The sequence below is a fragment of the Mesobacillus sp. genome (genome assembly GCF_047739415.1).
Lineage (GTDB): Bacteria > Bacillota > Bacilli > Bacillales > Cytobacillaceae > Mesobacillus.
The window spans coordinates 1-13,530 of record NZ_JBIQOE010000178.1; the positions used below are offsets into that span (position 1 = coordinate 1).

15 protein-coding genes are annotated in these 13,530 nt (G+C 44.1%); 13 read left to right on the forward strand and 2 right to left on the reverse strand.

What is annotated here, in order from left to right:
- From ACH0QE_RS13830 to prmA, 3 genes are all read left to right on the forward strand, one after another.
- On the forward strand, positions 1 to 831 hold an 831-nt coding region (locus ACH0QE_RS13830), incomplete at its 5' end, for an Hsp70 family protein (protein ID WP_415801192.1).
- Positions 832 to 1,105: 274 nt separating this feature from the next.
- A complete protein-coding gene (dnaJ, locus tag ACH0QE_RS13835; protein WP_415801193.1) occupies positions 1,106 to 2,233 on the forward strand; it encodes a molecular chaperone DnaJ in 1,128 nt (375 codons plus the stop codon).
- A 19-nt stretch (positions 2,234 to 2,252) separates the two neighbouring features.
- Positions 2,253 to 3,191 (forward strand): 50S ribosomal protein L11 methyltransferase, encoded by a 939-nt coding sequence (prmA, locus tag ACH0QE_RS13840; RefSeq protein WP_415801194.1) that lies wholly within the window; start codon positions 2,253 to 2,255, stop codon positions 3,189 to 3,191.
- A gap of 120 nt (positions 3,192 to 3,311) precedes the next feature.
- Here the strand turns inward: prmA and ACH0QE_RS13845 are convergent, their stop codons facing one another.
- A complete protein-coding gene (locus ACH0QE_RS13845; RefSeq protein ID WP_415801195.1) occupies positions 3,312 to 3,449 on the reverse strand; it encodes a hypothetical protein in 138 nt (45 codons plus the stop codon).
- Between the two features lie 68 nt (positions 3,450 to 3,517).
- On the opposite strand from ACH0QE_RS13845, the gene ACH0QE_RS13850 reads away from it, so the two are divergent.
- Both ACH0QE_RS13850 and mtaB read left to right on the forward strand, forming a co-directional pair.
- Complete coding sequence (locus tag ACH0QE_RS13850; RefSeq protein WP_415801196.1) at positions 3,518 to 4,267, forward strand: 16S rRNA (uracil(1498)-N(3))-methyltransferase; 750 nt, start codon at positions 3,518 to 3,520, stop codon at positions 4,265 to 4,267.
- A gap of 5 nt (positions 4,268 to 4,272) precedes the next feature.
- Positions 4,273 to 5,625 carry a tRNA (N(6)-L-threonylcarbamoyladenosine(37)-C(2))-methylthiotransferase MtaB gene (mtaB, locus tag ACH0QE_RS13855; RefSeq protein WP_415801197.1) on the forward strand — a complete coding sequence of 451 codons (1,353 nt, stop codon included), beginning with the start codon at positions 4,273 to 4,275 and terminating at the stop codon, positions 5,623 to 5,625.
- Between the two features lie 164 nt (positions 5,626 to 5,789).
- On the opposite strand, the gene ACH0QE_RS13860 is transcribed toward mtaB, so the two are convergent.
- The gene (locus ACH0QE_RS13860) at positions 5,790 to 6,713 is read right to left on the reverse strand and encodes a Na/Pi symporter (RefSeq protein ID WP_415801198.1); all 924 of its coding nucleotides are present in this window, start codon (positions 6,711 to 6,713) and stop codon (positions 5,790 to 5,792) included.
- Positions 6,714 to 6,924: 211 nt separating this feature from the next.
- Here ACH0QE_RS13860 and rpsU point away from each other — a divergent pair, with 211 nt between their 5' ends.
- From rpsU to ACH0QE_RS13900, 8 genes are all read left to right on the forward strand, one after another.
- Positions 6,925 to 7,098, forward strand: coding sequence for a 30S ribosomal protein S21 (gene rpsU, locus ACH0QE_RS13865; RefSeq protein ID WP_015595024.1), 174 nt, complete (start codon positions 6,925 to 6,927; stop codon positions 7,096 to 7,098).
- Positions 7,099 to 7,115: 17 nt separating this feature from the next.
- On the forward strand, positions 7,116 to 7,562 hold the full coding sequence (locus ACH0QE_RS13870) for a GatB/YqeY domain-containing protein (protein ID WP_415801199.1): 447 nt from the start codon (positions 7,116 to 7,118) through the stop codon (positions 7,560 to 7,562).
- 241 nt (positions 7,563 to 7,803) lie between these two features.
- Complete coding sequence (locus ACH0QE_RS13875) at positions 7,804 to 9,096, forward strand: NfeD family protein (protein WP_415801204.1); 1,293 nt, start codon at positions 7,804 to 7,806, stop codon at positions 9,094 to 9,096.
- A 155-nt stretch (positions 9,097 to 9,251) separates the two neighbouring features.
- Positions 9,252 to 10,247 carry a flotillin-like protein FloA gene (gene floA, locus ACH0QE_RS13880; protein ID WP_415801200.1) on the forward strand — a complete coding sequence of 332 codons (996 nt, stop codon included), beginning with the start codon at positions 9,252 to 9,254 and terminating at the stop codon, positions 10,245 to 10,247.
- Positions 10,248 to 10,281: 34 nt separating this feature from the next.
- Positions 10,282 to 10,854 (forward strand): hypothetical protein, encoded by a 573-nt coding sequence (locus tag ACH0QE_RS13885; protein ID WP_415801201.1) that lies wholly within the window; start codon positions 10,282 to 10,284, stop codon positions 10,852 to 10,854.
- A 116-nt stretch (positions 10,855 to 10,970) separates the two neighbouring features.
- On the forward strand, positions 10,971 to 11,255 hold the full coding sequence (gene yqfC, locus ACH0QE_RS13890) for a sporulation protein YqfC (RefSeq protein WP_214739368.1): 285 nt from the start codon (positions 10,971 to 10,973) through the stop codon (positions 11,253 to 11,255).
- A gap of 15 nt (positions 11,256 to 11,270) precedes the next feature.
- The gene (gene yqfD / locus ACH0QE_RS13895) at positions 11,271 to 12,509 is read left to right on the forward strand and encodes a sporulation protein YqfD (protein ID WP_415801202.1); all 1,239 of its coding nucleotides are present in this window, start codon (positions 11,271 to 11,273) and stop codon (positions 12,507 to 12,509) included.
- Complete coding sequence (locus ACH0QE_RS13900) at positions 12,460 to 13,419, forward strand: PhoH family protein (RefSeq protein WP_415801203.1); 960 nt, start codon at positions 12,460 to 12,462, stop codon at positions 13,417 to 13,419. Before yqfD ends, ACH0QE_RS13900 begins: the two co-directional genes overlap by 50 nt.
- Positions 13,420 to 13,530 lie beyond the last annotated feature (111 nt).

The following is a 13,530-nucleotide window of genomic DNA, read 5'->3' on the forward strand; positions in this document are numbered from 1 at the left end:
GTAAACCCTGATGAAGTTGTTGCAATGGGCGCAGCGATTCAGGGCGGCGTTATCTCTGGTGATGTAAAAGATGTCGTTCTTCTAGACGTTACTCCGCTTTCACTTGGTATCGAAACAATGGGCGGCGTATTCACAAAGCTGATCGATCGCAATACAACAATTCCTACTTCAAAGTCACAGGTATTCTCAACGGCTGCTGACAACCAGACTGCTGTTGATATTCACGTGCTTCAAGGGGAGCGTTCGATGGCAGCTGCCAATAAAACTCTGGGCCGTTTCCAGTTGACGGATATTCCGCCAGCACCACGTGGAGTACCTCAGGTTGAAGTAACATTCGATATCGACAAGAATGGTATCGTAAACGTACGTGCTAAGGATCTTGGCACGAACAAAGAACAGCAAATCACAATCAAGTCATCTACTGGGCTTTCCGATGAAGAAATCGACCGCATGGTAAGAGAAGCGGAAGAAAACGCTGAAGCGGACAAGAAGCTTAAAGAAGAAGTAGAACTTCGCAACGAAGCTGACCAGCTAGTATTCACTGCTGAAAAGACCCTGAAGGATCTTGAAGGCAAAGTAGATGAAGAAGAAGTCAAGAAAGCGAACGAAGCTAAAGACGAGCTGAAGGCTGCAATTGAAAAGGGCGAAATTGAAGAAATCCGCACAAAGAAGGATGCTCTTCAAGAAATCGTTACAAACCTAAGCGTCAAGCTTTACGAAGAAGCTGCCAAGCAACAACAGGCACAGCAAGGCGCAGAAGGACAAGAAGGAACTGCAAAAGACGACAACGTTGTTGACGCAGAATTCGAAGAAGTAAATGACGATAAATAAACAATCATAACACCAAAAAGTCAAAGTCAGGTCATACTTGGCTTTGGCTTTTTTAATGTAGACAGTACATCTAAAAAAATTGACCTTTATTAAAGGTTATAAAAAAGGTTCAGCTGGTTGAGAGCCTGGAACGGAAATCAACTGTGTGATATAAGAAGGACCTAACACTTATACAGAAACAAAATAACGCATATCCAGATATTTTAAATATTGCGTATGAATGTACGGGAATGTTAGAATTATCTTTATGTGAAAAGATTCGGGAGTGGTAATCATGAGTAAACGGGATTACTATGAAGTCCTCGGAGTCAGTAATTCGGCTTCGAAGGATGAAATAAAGAAAGCTTACCGCAAGCTTTCTAAAAAATTCCATCCGGACATTAATAAAGAGCCGGGAGCAGATGAAAAGTTCAAAGAAGTAAAAGAAGCGTATGAGGTATTGAGTGACGATCAAAAGCGCGCTCATTATGACCAGTTCGGCCATGTCGATCCTAACCAGGGCTTTGGCGGCGGCGGTGATTTCGGCGGCGGTTTCGGCGGTTTTGAAGATATTTTCAATTCCTTCTTCGGCGGCGGGGGCGGCAGACGCCGTGATCCAAATGCACCAAGACAGGGTGCCGACCTTCAGTATACGATGACATTGAAGTTTGAGGAAGCTGTATTCGGCAAGGAAACAGATATCGAGATTCCTCGTGAAGAAGAATGTGATACCTGTGACGGAACCGGTGCAAAACCTGGTACTAAAGTCGATACATGTAAACATTGTCACGGCAGCGGTCAGATCAGTGTAGAACAAAACACACCTTTTGGACGTATTGTGAACCGCCGTGTGTGTCATTACTGTAATGGAACTGGTAAGGAAATCAAAGAAAGATGTACAACATGTTCCGGAACTGGGAAGGTTACGAGGAGGAACAAGATTCATGTTAAAATCCCGGCTGGTGTCGATGATGGCCAACAGCTGAGAGTAGCAGGAAAAGGAGAAGCCGGTATAAACGGCGGCCCTGCAGGCGACCTTTATATTGTCTTCCATATCAGATCTCATGAATTCTTTGAGCGTGACGGCGATGATATTTATTGTGAAATGCCAATCACATTTGTTCAGGCATCGCTTGGTGATGAAGTCGAAGTCCCTACACTGCATGGCAAAGTGAAATTGAAAGTACCTGCTGGAACACAGACAGGTACAAAATTCCGCCTGAAGGGCAAAGGTGTCCCCAATGTCCGCGGATATGGTACAGGAGACCAGCATGTCCTGATTAAAATCGTAACTCCGACAAAACTGTCTGAAAAGCAAAAGCAGCTTCTGCGTGAGTTTGCTGAAGTAAGCGGACAGTCTCCTCTTGGAGAGCAGGAGGAAAGCTTTTTTTCAAAAGTAAAACGTGCCTTTAAAGGTGATTAATTGAATGGAGTTGGTATAAATGAAATGGTCTGAAATCAGCATTTTAACTACAAATGAAGCGGTTGAGCCGATTTCCAATATCCTGCATGAAGCAGGCGCAAGTGGAGTTGTTATTGAAGATCCGCTTGAGCTTGAGAAGGAGAGAGAGGACCAGTTCGGAGAAATATACCAGCTTAATCCAGACGATTATCCGGAAGAAGGAGTCATTGTAAAAGCTTATCTGCCGGTAAATAGTTTCCTTGGAGAAACAGTCGATGAGATAAAAGAGGCAATCAATAACCTGATTATCTACAATATTGATATTGGGATGAATAAAGTATCAATCAGTGAAGTGAATGAGGAAGAGTGGGCAACGGCCTGGAAGAAATACTATAACCCGGTCAAAATTTCAGAGAAATTCACGATCGTGCCAACCTGGGAGGATTACACTCCAGTCAGCACGGATGAATTGATCATCGAGCTTGATCCAGGTATGGCATTCGGCACAGGAACACACCCGACAACTGTCATGTGTATCCAGGCGTTGGAAAGAACAGTCAGGCCTGGCGACCGCGTCGTGGATGTTGGAACAGGTTCAGGTGTACTCAGTATTGCAGCGGCTAAGCTGGGTGCGGGAAAAGTGGAAGCGATGGACCTGGATGATGTAGCAGTGCAGGTTGCAAAACTCAATCTCAAGCTGAACAAAGTCCACGATGTTGCAACCATTTCACAAAACAACCTTCTGGATGGTGTTGCAGAAGGAGCGGATATTGTGGTTGCAAATATCCTGGCGGAAGTAATCTTGCGTTTTGCTGACGATGCAGGCAAGGTCGTGAAAAATGGCGGATATTTCATTACATCTGGGATCATCCAGCAGAAGAAAGAAGTTGTCAAGGATGCAATGATCAATGCAGGTTTTGAAATAGAAGAGATTATTTCTATGGAAGACTGGGTTGCGATTATCAGCAAAAAGAAATAATGTGAAAAAAGGGGTACAGCTTAACCCCTTTTTTCTGTTCTTTTAAGTCATATGTCTTAAATCTGAGAAATGTCTAGCTCCAGCGCCTAGCCCCTCGAGACGCTTGTCTAGTGTTGCCTCCTAGAAACTCCGAAACTTCAACTCCGCCGGCAGAAGCAAAAAGCGCTTCTTTGTCGGAGTCTCCAGTTTCTGCGTTTCTGGACAGTCGGCGATACTTTTCATTTCGGTCCGCCCAATGAAGTCAAAGAACGACTTCAATGGGCGGTCCTCCAGCGCTTGTCGGGGCTGACCAAGGCGCTTGCGCTTTTCAGAAAGCAGGTGCTGTGGTGCAGCGGTATTTTATTGATGAACAAGGGAATATGGAACAATTCAATATTAGCGGCGATGATTATCATCATATTGTACGTGTTATGAGGATGAAAACTGGGGACGAGATCATCTGTGTCACGCGCACGGGCAAAAGTGCTGTTTGTCAGATTGAAGAAATTACCGATGAAATCGTTGTGGCAAACGTTGTAAAATGGGAGGAAGGGACTACGGAGCTTCCGGTCCATGTCGTGATTGCGAGCGGTCTGCCCAAAGGGGATAAGCTCGAATTGATTATTCAGAAGGGTACTGAACTCGGTGCTTATGAATTTGTCCCTTTTACCGCATCCCGCTCAATCGTTAAATGGGACGGCAAGAAAGCTGCCAAAAAGGTTGACCGCTGGCAGAAGATTGCCAAGGAAGCTGCTGAGCAGTCCCATCGCAGCTATGTTCCAGAAGTGAAAGAACCGGTCAGTCTTAAAGAACTGATCAAAGCAAGCGATGAATATACTTATAAGCTAGTTGCTTATGAGGAAGAAGCGAGGGAAGGCGAAGCTTCGGTCCTTTCTTCTACTCTCGCGAAATTGGGGGAAGGCCACAGCCTCCTGATTGTATTTGGTCCAGAGGGAGGACTTACCTCGGAGGAAGTTGACCTTTTAAATAAAAATGGATTTTTAGCTTGTGGTCTCGGGCCGCGCATCTTGCGTACAGAAACAGCACCGCTATATGCCTTGTCTGCTGTTTCCTATCATTTTGAATTATTGGGGTGAAGATAATGCCTACAGTTGCTTTTCATACATTAGGTTGCAAGGTTAACCATTACGAAACAGAAGCCATTTGGCAGTTATTTAAGGAACAAGGGTACGAGAGAGTAGAGTTTGAGTCTACTTCAGATGTTTATGTTATCAACACATGTACTGTAACGAACACAGGGGACAAGAAGAGCCGCCAGGTTATCCGCCGGGCTGTCCGTAAGAATCCGGACGCAGTTATTTGTGTTACCGGCTGCTACGCACAAACGTCGCCAGCAGAAATCATGGCGATTCCTGGAGTCGATATTGTTGTCGGAACACAGGACCGCGTAAAAATGCTAGAGTATATCGAACAGTACAAGCAAGAGCGCCAGCCAATCAATGCCGTTGGCAATATCATGAAAAATCGTGTTTATGAAGAGCTTGATGTACCTGCATTTACAGACCGTACAAGGGCTTCATTGAAAATTCAGGAAGGCTGCAATAACTTTTGTACTTTCTGTATCATCCCTTGGGCACGCGGTTTGATGAGATCCCGTGACCCACAGGAAGTAATCCGCCAGGCACAGCAGCTTGTCGATGCAGGATATAAGGAAATCGTTCTTACAGGCATCCATACAGGCGGTTACGGTGAAGATATGAAAGACTACAACCTTGCTTCACTGCTTAGAGATTTAGAGGCACAAGTTAAGGGCATAAAGCGCTTGCGAATTTCTTCTATTGAAGCCAGCCAGATCACGGACGAAGTAATCGAGGTAATTGATCAATCAAACATTATCGTCCGTCACCTGCACATCCCGCTCCAATCTGGTTCTGACACAGTGTTGAAGCGTATGCGCCGTAAATACACAATGGAATTTTTCGGTGAGCGTCTTGACCGACTTAAGGAAGTGTTGCCAGGTCTCGCGGTTACTTCTGATATCATAGTTGGTTTCCCAGGTGAAACGGAAGAAGAGTTTATGGAAACTTATAATTTCATCAAGAAGCACCAATTCTCAGAACTGCATGTCTTCCCTTATTCAAAACGGACAGGCACTCCTGCTGCAAGAATGGAAGACCAGGTGGACGAAGAGGTGAAGAACGAACGCGTTCACAGATTGATTGAGCTTTCGAACCAGCTTGCAAAGGAATATGCTTCCCAGTTTGAAAATGAAGTGCTTGAAGTGATTCCTGAAGAGATCTACAAGGAAGAGCCAGATAGCGGACTTTATGTAGGTTATACAGATAACTACTTGAAAGTTGTTTTCCCTGCTACCGAAGATATGATTGGTAAAATTGTGAAGGTCAAAATTGTAAAAGCAGGCTATCCATACAACGAAGGGCAATTTGTCCGCGTGTTGGAAGATGAAGCTGTAGCTGAACAAGCAGTTATATAGTTGAATGACTAAAGAGCTGGCATTTTGCCAGCTCTTTTTTGGTTCTAAAGCCTGACTTAGTATAAGATATCGACCATGTTTTAGAGTATATCGATCACATTTTAAGATTTATCGACCATATGCCAATTTTTTCGCCCAAATGAGATTTTCAACCACTAATCACGTTATTCTATCCCATGAATGAACTCAATCATCCTGCCAAATTTCTCGGCAACTGGAAGTACAAGTACCGAAGCGATTACATTGTATACGACACTGACATGCGCCAGCTGGACTTCGGGTCTTGTGGCTGTCATCGGGGCCAGTGCAGCTATTTGGTCGATGAAAGGGTAGAAGACTGCTGCGCCAGCGATATTCAGCCATACGTGCGCGAACGCTGTGAGCCTGGCCTCTTTGCCGGCACCAATAGAAGCAAGCATGGCGGTTATGCAAGTGCCTATATTGGCACCAAGCATTGCAGCGATAGCTGAATCCATGCTTAATGTTCCTTCAGACAGAAAGCCCATGATGATTCCAGTCAGCGCTGTACTTGATTGGACCATGGCCGTTACAACTGTACCGGCTAAAATGCTGATAAAATGGCTGTTGTTCAAGTTGGCAAGTGCAAGCTCCACTATAGGCAGGCTGGTCACAGGGTCGGCGAGGAAGGTGAAACCGCGCATTGCTGCAAAAACAGCTGCAATCCCAAAAGAAATTGCACCAATGTTTTGCCATGTTCTGTTACGTGATACCATTAAAATCGCACCAATAACAGCAAAAGGCACGATAAATGTGTCGATATTAAAAGTGATGATTTCAAGGGTGAAGGTTGTCCCTATATTTGAACCAAGGATGATTCCGATTGATTGAGAAAATTTCAGCAGGCCTGCAGAAATTAATCCAATCGTGATGACCATGACAGCGGAACTGCTGTGCAAAAGTGCGGTCACTACCATTCCGGCAATCAACCCTTTTAGTGGTGTATCTGTCATGATGGCCAGCCAGTTCTTCATTCTGCTTGCGGAAAGCTCAAATAAGCCTTTTCGAAGCAATGTCATGCCGCCGATGAAAACTGCGAGAAATAATAGGAAAAATAATAGATAGACCATAGGACTCCCCCTCCCATTTAAATGTATGAAAAGGAGGGAAGGACATGCTAATAAATTTTTCATTCTGCATGTTATCCTGCAAAAATACATAAAGTAAAAACAAGGGCTAATTACAGTTGACCTCCTGCCAGTGTTATATTATAATTGCAAGGTACATGGTTTCCCATGTGTTTTGGTGTTAGTGTGTTGTGCTCGGAGGGAGGGAAAGAGAATGTCTAAAACTGTCGTTCGTAAAAACGAATCGCTTGAAGATGCTCTTCGACGCTTCAAACGTACTGTATCTAAATCAGGTACTATCCAAGAAGCTAGAAAGCGCGAATTCTACGAAAAACCTAGTGTAAAGCGTAAGAAAAAGTCTGAAGCTGCTAGAAAACGCAAGTTCTAAGAGAGGGTGGAATCAACTTGAGCCTGCTCGAGCGTTTAAATAATGATATGAAACAAGCGATGAAGAACAAAGAAAAGGACAGACTCACGACGATTCGGATGGTCAAAGCATCCCTGCAAAACGAAGCAATCAAGTTCGGCAAGCAGGAATTATCCGAAGAAGAAGAGTTAACTGTACTTTCTCGTGAAGTGAAGCAACGCAAAGATTCCCTCCAGGAATTTGAAAAAGCAGGTCGACAAGACCTCGTTGAAAAGATACAAAAAGAATTAAAGCATGTCGAAATTTACATGCCACAGCAGCTTAGCGAAGAAGAAGTGACGGAAATCGTCAAAGAAGCTATCGCGGAGACCGGTGCGGCATCGAAAGCCGATATGGGTAGAGTAATGGCTGTCCTTATGCCTAAAGTAAAAGGTAAAGCAGACGGATCTCTCGTTAATAAACTTGTACAACAACACCTTTCATAAAAAGCTCGAAGGCCGCAGGATATTCTTGCGGCCTTTTTAGCGTATAATAAAAAGTGTCTTCACCTAGTACTTTGTGTTTCATTGAAATTAAATACATAATTTTTACACATTCAGAAGGATTCTTTTTGAAAATTTGTAAAAAATCAATGAAACCTTTTGGTGTACGAATGCGTATTACCACTATGGCCTTATTTTATAGAATGGAGGTGCCAAATTGAATATCAAATCAGTGATTGCGAGCATCATCATCCTCTTGTCACTGGCCAGTCTGATCAATCCGTTCACTGCAGATGCGGATGAAAAAGTTGTCTACGTGGTGCCGATTGAAGAAACAGTCGAAAAGGGCTTGCTTGCCTTCCTGGAAAGAGCGGTGGAAGAAGCTGAAGAGGCAGGTGCTGAAGCAATCATTTTTGATGTAAATACACCTGGAGGTGCCGTTGATGCGGCTGATGGCATAGGTAAACTGCTGACAGGCACTGACTTGAAAACAGTCGCCTTTGTCAATAAGAAGGCATTATCCGCAGGTGCCTATATTTCCCTCAATACGGATGAAATTTATATGGTTCCCGGCTCCACCATGGGCTCAGCTGCAATCATTGACCAACAGGGCAATACAGCTGGTAAAAAAGCAGAATCATATTGGTTTGCGGCTATGAAAGCAGCAGCCGTTGAAAGTGGAAGGGATCCGATATACGCCCAGGCAATGGCTGATGAGAGCATTGATTTGCCGAATCTGAATGCAGAAAAGGGGAAGCTCCTTACCCTGACGGCGGAGCAGGCGCTTGAAGTCGGTTATTCTGAGGGGACTGTAAAAAACCTCGATAATTTATTGGAGAAGCTTGGCTATGAGAATGCAGAAATCAGGAAAGTGAATGAAACTTTCGCTGAAAAGCTGGCGAGATTCATAACGCATCCAGTCGTAATCCCGATTTTAATGACGATCGGAAGCTTAGGGTTGGTGCTTGAGTTGTACTCTCCGGGATTCGGTCTGCCAGGAATTGCAGGCTTGTCAGCTTTGCTCCTATTCTTCTACGGGCATATGGTGGCTGGTCTGGCTGGTTTTGAAACGCTGATTTTGTTCGCGCTTGGTGTTGGGCTTATATTGCTTGAGTTATTTATTCCAGGAGGAATAGCTGGAGCTATTGGTTTATTAGCAATCTTTGCAAGCTTTTTTATGGCATCTGATAATGTGGTCCATATGGGGATTTCGTTACTGATCGCCTTGACTGCGTCCATCGTTTTATCTATTTTAATGATAAGGGTGTTTGGAAAAAAGATGAAATTTTTCAAAAGAATCATACTGACAGATTCAACAAGCACTGAAAAGGGTTATGTATCCAATAAAAACCGCCTTGAACTGATTGGCGTAGAAGGGATCACATTGACTCCCCTCAGACCTTCAGGAACAATCGTTGTTGAGGACGAACGCATAGATGCAGTCAGTGAGGGTGGATTTATTGCAAAGGATAAGAAAGTCAGGATTGTAAAAACGGAAGGCTCGAGAATTGTGGTTAGAGAGATTACTGAAACCTGATTTGTTCTTTCATTGTATTGTTCATTAAGGTATTCTTGCCACGGCGAATTGATGAAGTAACAAGTAGAGATAAAAACCAATGGTCTTTGAGTTTATTTGGTAAAATAAAGAAGATTCAAAGAACATGGAATAATATTTTTTAGGAGGCAGTTCATATGGATGCAAGTACAGCATTTGTTTTAGTAGCGATTGCACTTGGGATACTTTTCCTTGGTGTTTTGCTGACATTCGTACCGGTAATGCTATGGATTTCAGCATTAGCGGCAGGTGTCAGGGTCAGCATTTTCACGCTGATTGGTATGAGATTAAGAAGGGTTATCCCAAGCAGGGTTATCAATCCGATGATCAAGGCGCATAAAGCGGGCTTGAATGTTACAACGAACCAGCTTGAAAGCCACTATCTTGCAGGAGGTAACGTAGACAGGGTTGTAAATGCATTGATTGCTGCACATCGTGCGAATATTGAGCTTTCATTCGAAAGAGCGGCAGCGATTGACCTTGCTGGCCGTGATGTATTAGAAGCGGTACAAATGAGCGTTAATCCGAAAGTAATTGAAACACCATTCATCGCTGGTGTGGCCATGGATGGTATTGAAGTAAAGGCTAAGGCAAGAATCACCGTAAGAGCAAACATCGACCGACTTGTCGGGGGTGCTGGTGAAGAGACAATCGTTGCCCGTGTAGGTGAAGGTATTGTATCGACCATCGGTTCTTCTGACAACCATAAAAAGGTATTGGAAAATCCGGATATGATTTCTCAAACGGTCCTTTCAAAAGGTTTGGATGCGGGTACAGCGTTCGAGATCCTATCGATTGATATTGCGGACGTTGATATCGGCAAGAATATCGGTGCCGAGCTTCAGACAGAGCAGGCGGAAGCGGACAAAAAGATTGCCCAGGCAAAAGCCGAAGAGCGTCGCGCAATGGCCGTAGCACAAGAACAGGAAATGAAGGCGCGCGTCGAGGAAATGAGAGCGAAAGTTGTCGAAGCGGAAGCAACTGTACCATTGGCAATGGCAGAAGCGCTGCGTGAAGGCAACATCGGCGTGATGGATTATATGAATATCCAGAATATCGAAGCAGACACAGATATGAGAGGTTCCATTGGCAAGCTTTCCAACAATAAAAAAGATGACAAAAATAATAATTGATGCGAGAACCCGTTAAAAGAAAGGGGGGCTCCTCATGGAAATTTTATTTGAATTGTTCAGTAATCCTATAGCCCTGTTTATTCTAATCGGGGTTATCTCCAGCCTTTTCAACAAAAAGAAGCAGGACAGCCAGCAGCCGCAGCGCCGTCCGGTCAGGCCGCCCGGTCCGATGCAGCAACCAGGACCGGCAAGGCAGCCTCGTCCTGCGCCTGCCAGGAGACAGCCAGCAGAGGCCAGAGTTGAGCCTCGGCAGGAAATCGAAAAAGAACAAGGGCCTCGTTATGATACTGGAAGGGACACAAAACGAAGCCGCGAATCAGCTAAGCACGTACCGGGTGAAACTGGTGTGGAGATCATCAATGATCTCCAAAAGGTTTATCTGGAAAGAAAGCTTCAGTCTGAGGAGCAGGTGAATAAAGAGAGAGCAAGTAAAGGCAGGATGTCTGCTGGTGAATCATCAGGCCGATTGAATCAAAAGAGAGAAGAAAAAGAACCTGAAATTATCATCCAGCCAGACAGGGACACTCTCGTAGAGGGAATAATTTGGGCGGAAGTCCTTGGCAAGCCAAGGGCCAAAAGGCCATACAACGCAGTCAGGAGAAATTAGGCAAAGAATTTGCCTTCCTGTTCATTTTGGAAAGAATGAGCATCCATAAAGTTAAAAATGGTGCTAGAACCTCCTTTTTTCTCATACATATGAGATGAAAGGGGGTTCTTTTTTTTATGGCAAAAAAATGGGGCCAGTATGTTCGCAAATGGATGACACAAAAAATGGATCTTCCTCAAGATGTCATGATGGATCTCCCTAGAATCACGATGATTGGGCATGTCCATATTTATATAGAGAATCACAGGGGTCTGCTTGCTTTTTCCGATGGAGAAGTGCGGTTGATGATTAAAGGGGGCCAGCTTCTCGTCAAGGGAAAAGCATTTGTGATCAAGACAATATTGCCTGAAGAAATTTTACTCGAAGGAAAAATAGATCAGGTTATTTATATAAATGATTGATTGAGGGGGAGACGAATGAAAAACCAATGGATTCACACCTTTTCCGGCACAGTCAAAGTGAAATTGACTGGAAAGGGTATAGAAAGATTTTTAAATCAGTTGACACGCAGTGGTGTTTCGATATGGAACGTGAAAAAACATGGATCCGAGGCCGTCACCTTTTATGTGAATCTGCAGGATGTAAAAAAACTGAGAATTCCAGCAAGGGACAGCAATTGCAAAATAAGGTTTTTAGAGAGGGCGGGTGGCCCTTTCTTTTTAAGGAAATTATGGACAAACAGTGGATTCTTGGCGGGTGCATTTTTATTTTTTGCATTAATGATGCTTCTTTCAAACATGGTTTGGGGTATAGAAATAAAAGGGGCGAGCCCGGCGACCGAACACCAGATTCGCAAGGAATTGGACAGGATGGGGATTGGCGTCGGAAAATTGCAGTTTTCTATAGATAGTGTGGAGAGTATCCAAAAGGAACTGACCGATAAAGTAGGCGCCCTGACCTGGATAGGTGTGGAGCTTAAAGGGACGACCTATCATTTTCAGGCTGTTGAAAAGAGTGAGCCGGAAAAAGCAGAAGTAATTGGACCGAGGAACCTGGTGGCAAAAAGGAAAGCAGCCATTGTCAAAATCTTTGTAGAAAAAGGAGAACCGGTTGTCGAGGTCAATGATTATGTTATGCCTGGTCAGCTCCTTGTTTCGGGTCTGTATGGAAAAGAAGATGATCTGAAGGTTGTGGCGGCTGAAGGTGAAATACTTGGTGAGACTTGGTATTCAACGAAGGTGGAGTTGCCTTTGAAGAGTACGTTCCAGGTGTACAATGGCAATGAAAAAAAGAAATATTCCCTCATGATCGCTGGTAAAGCCTTACCTGTCTGGGGATTTGGAAAACCTGATTTCAGTGAATTTGAACTCGAGGTGACTGAACAGCCTGTAAGATTTTTCAAATGGGAACTTCCTGTGAAGGTTGAAAAAAAGACCATCAGGGAGAGGGAACAGGTAACACGCATCTATTCGAGGAAAGAAGCAATAGAAAGTGCAAAAGAATTAGCGAGAAAGGATATAAAAAACTACCTTCCTGAAAATGCTATCATTAAAGGGGAAAAAATTTTACATCAGTCAATTGAGAATGATAAAGTAAAGCTAACCACACATTTTACAATCATTGAGGATATAGCAGTAGGAAAACCAATTATCAAGGAGACTGAGAATGACAGAAGACTTAAAAACGATGGAAATACAACTAGCGAACCCAACTGAAGCCATTTCATTATTTGGTAATTCAGATATGAACCTTAAGCTGATTGAACAGGAGCTTGGTGTCTCGATTGTGACCCGGGGAGAGGCAGTAGGAATCTCAGGGCCGGAGGACAAGGTTGAGTTAGCCCAAGCTGTATTGGACAATCTGCTTGCCGTAATCCGGAAGGGAATCAGCATTAGCCAAAGAGAAGCTGTTTACGCAATTCAAATGGCCGAAAAGGGTACCTTGGAATATTTCAAGGATTTATATGATGAAGAAATCAGTAAAAACGTTAAGGGTAAATCGATCAGGGTCAAGACTCTTGGCCAGAGACACTATGTCAATGCCATCAAAAGCCGCGATCTTGTTTTTGGCATTGGGCCTGCTGGTACTGGTAAAACGTATCTTGCGGTAGTTATAGCAGTCACGGCACTTAAGAATGGTACTGTGTCCAAAATTATCTTAACCAGACCAGCAGTAGAGGCAGGAGAAAGCCTTGGCTTCCTTCCAGGGGACTTGAAGGAGAAGGTAGACCCTTATCTCCGCCCATTATATGATGCCCTGCACGATATCCTTGGCACTGAACATACATTGCGCCTGATTGAGAGAGGGACAATTGAAATTGCACCTCTTGCTTATATGAGGGGGAGGACACTCGATGACGCATTTGTGATCCTGGACGAGGCGCAGAATACGACTCAGGCTCAGATGAAAATGTTCCTGACTCGCCTGGGATTTGGGTCTAAAATGATCATTACAGGGGACACGTCCCAGATAGATTTGCCAAAGGGTGCAAAATCAGGATTGGTTGAGGCTGAAAGAGTGTTGATGGATGTCTCTGGAATCTCCTTTGTGCACCTTGAACAAGCTGATGTTGTGCGGCACCCGCTTGTCGGACGGATCATTGAAGCATATGGTAAAAATGAATAGTCATCTTGGTCCGCTCTTGATAAACGAGAGCGGACTTTTATTTGACTTAGAATTCTGCAGAATGGGACTAATTTTAAATAGAGGTGAAATTTGAAGGGAAAACTGATATGA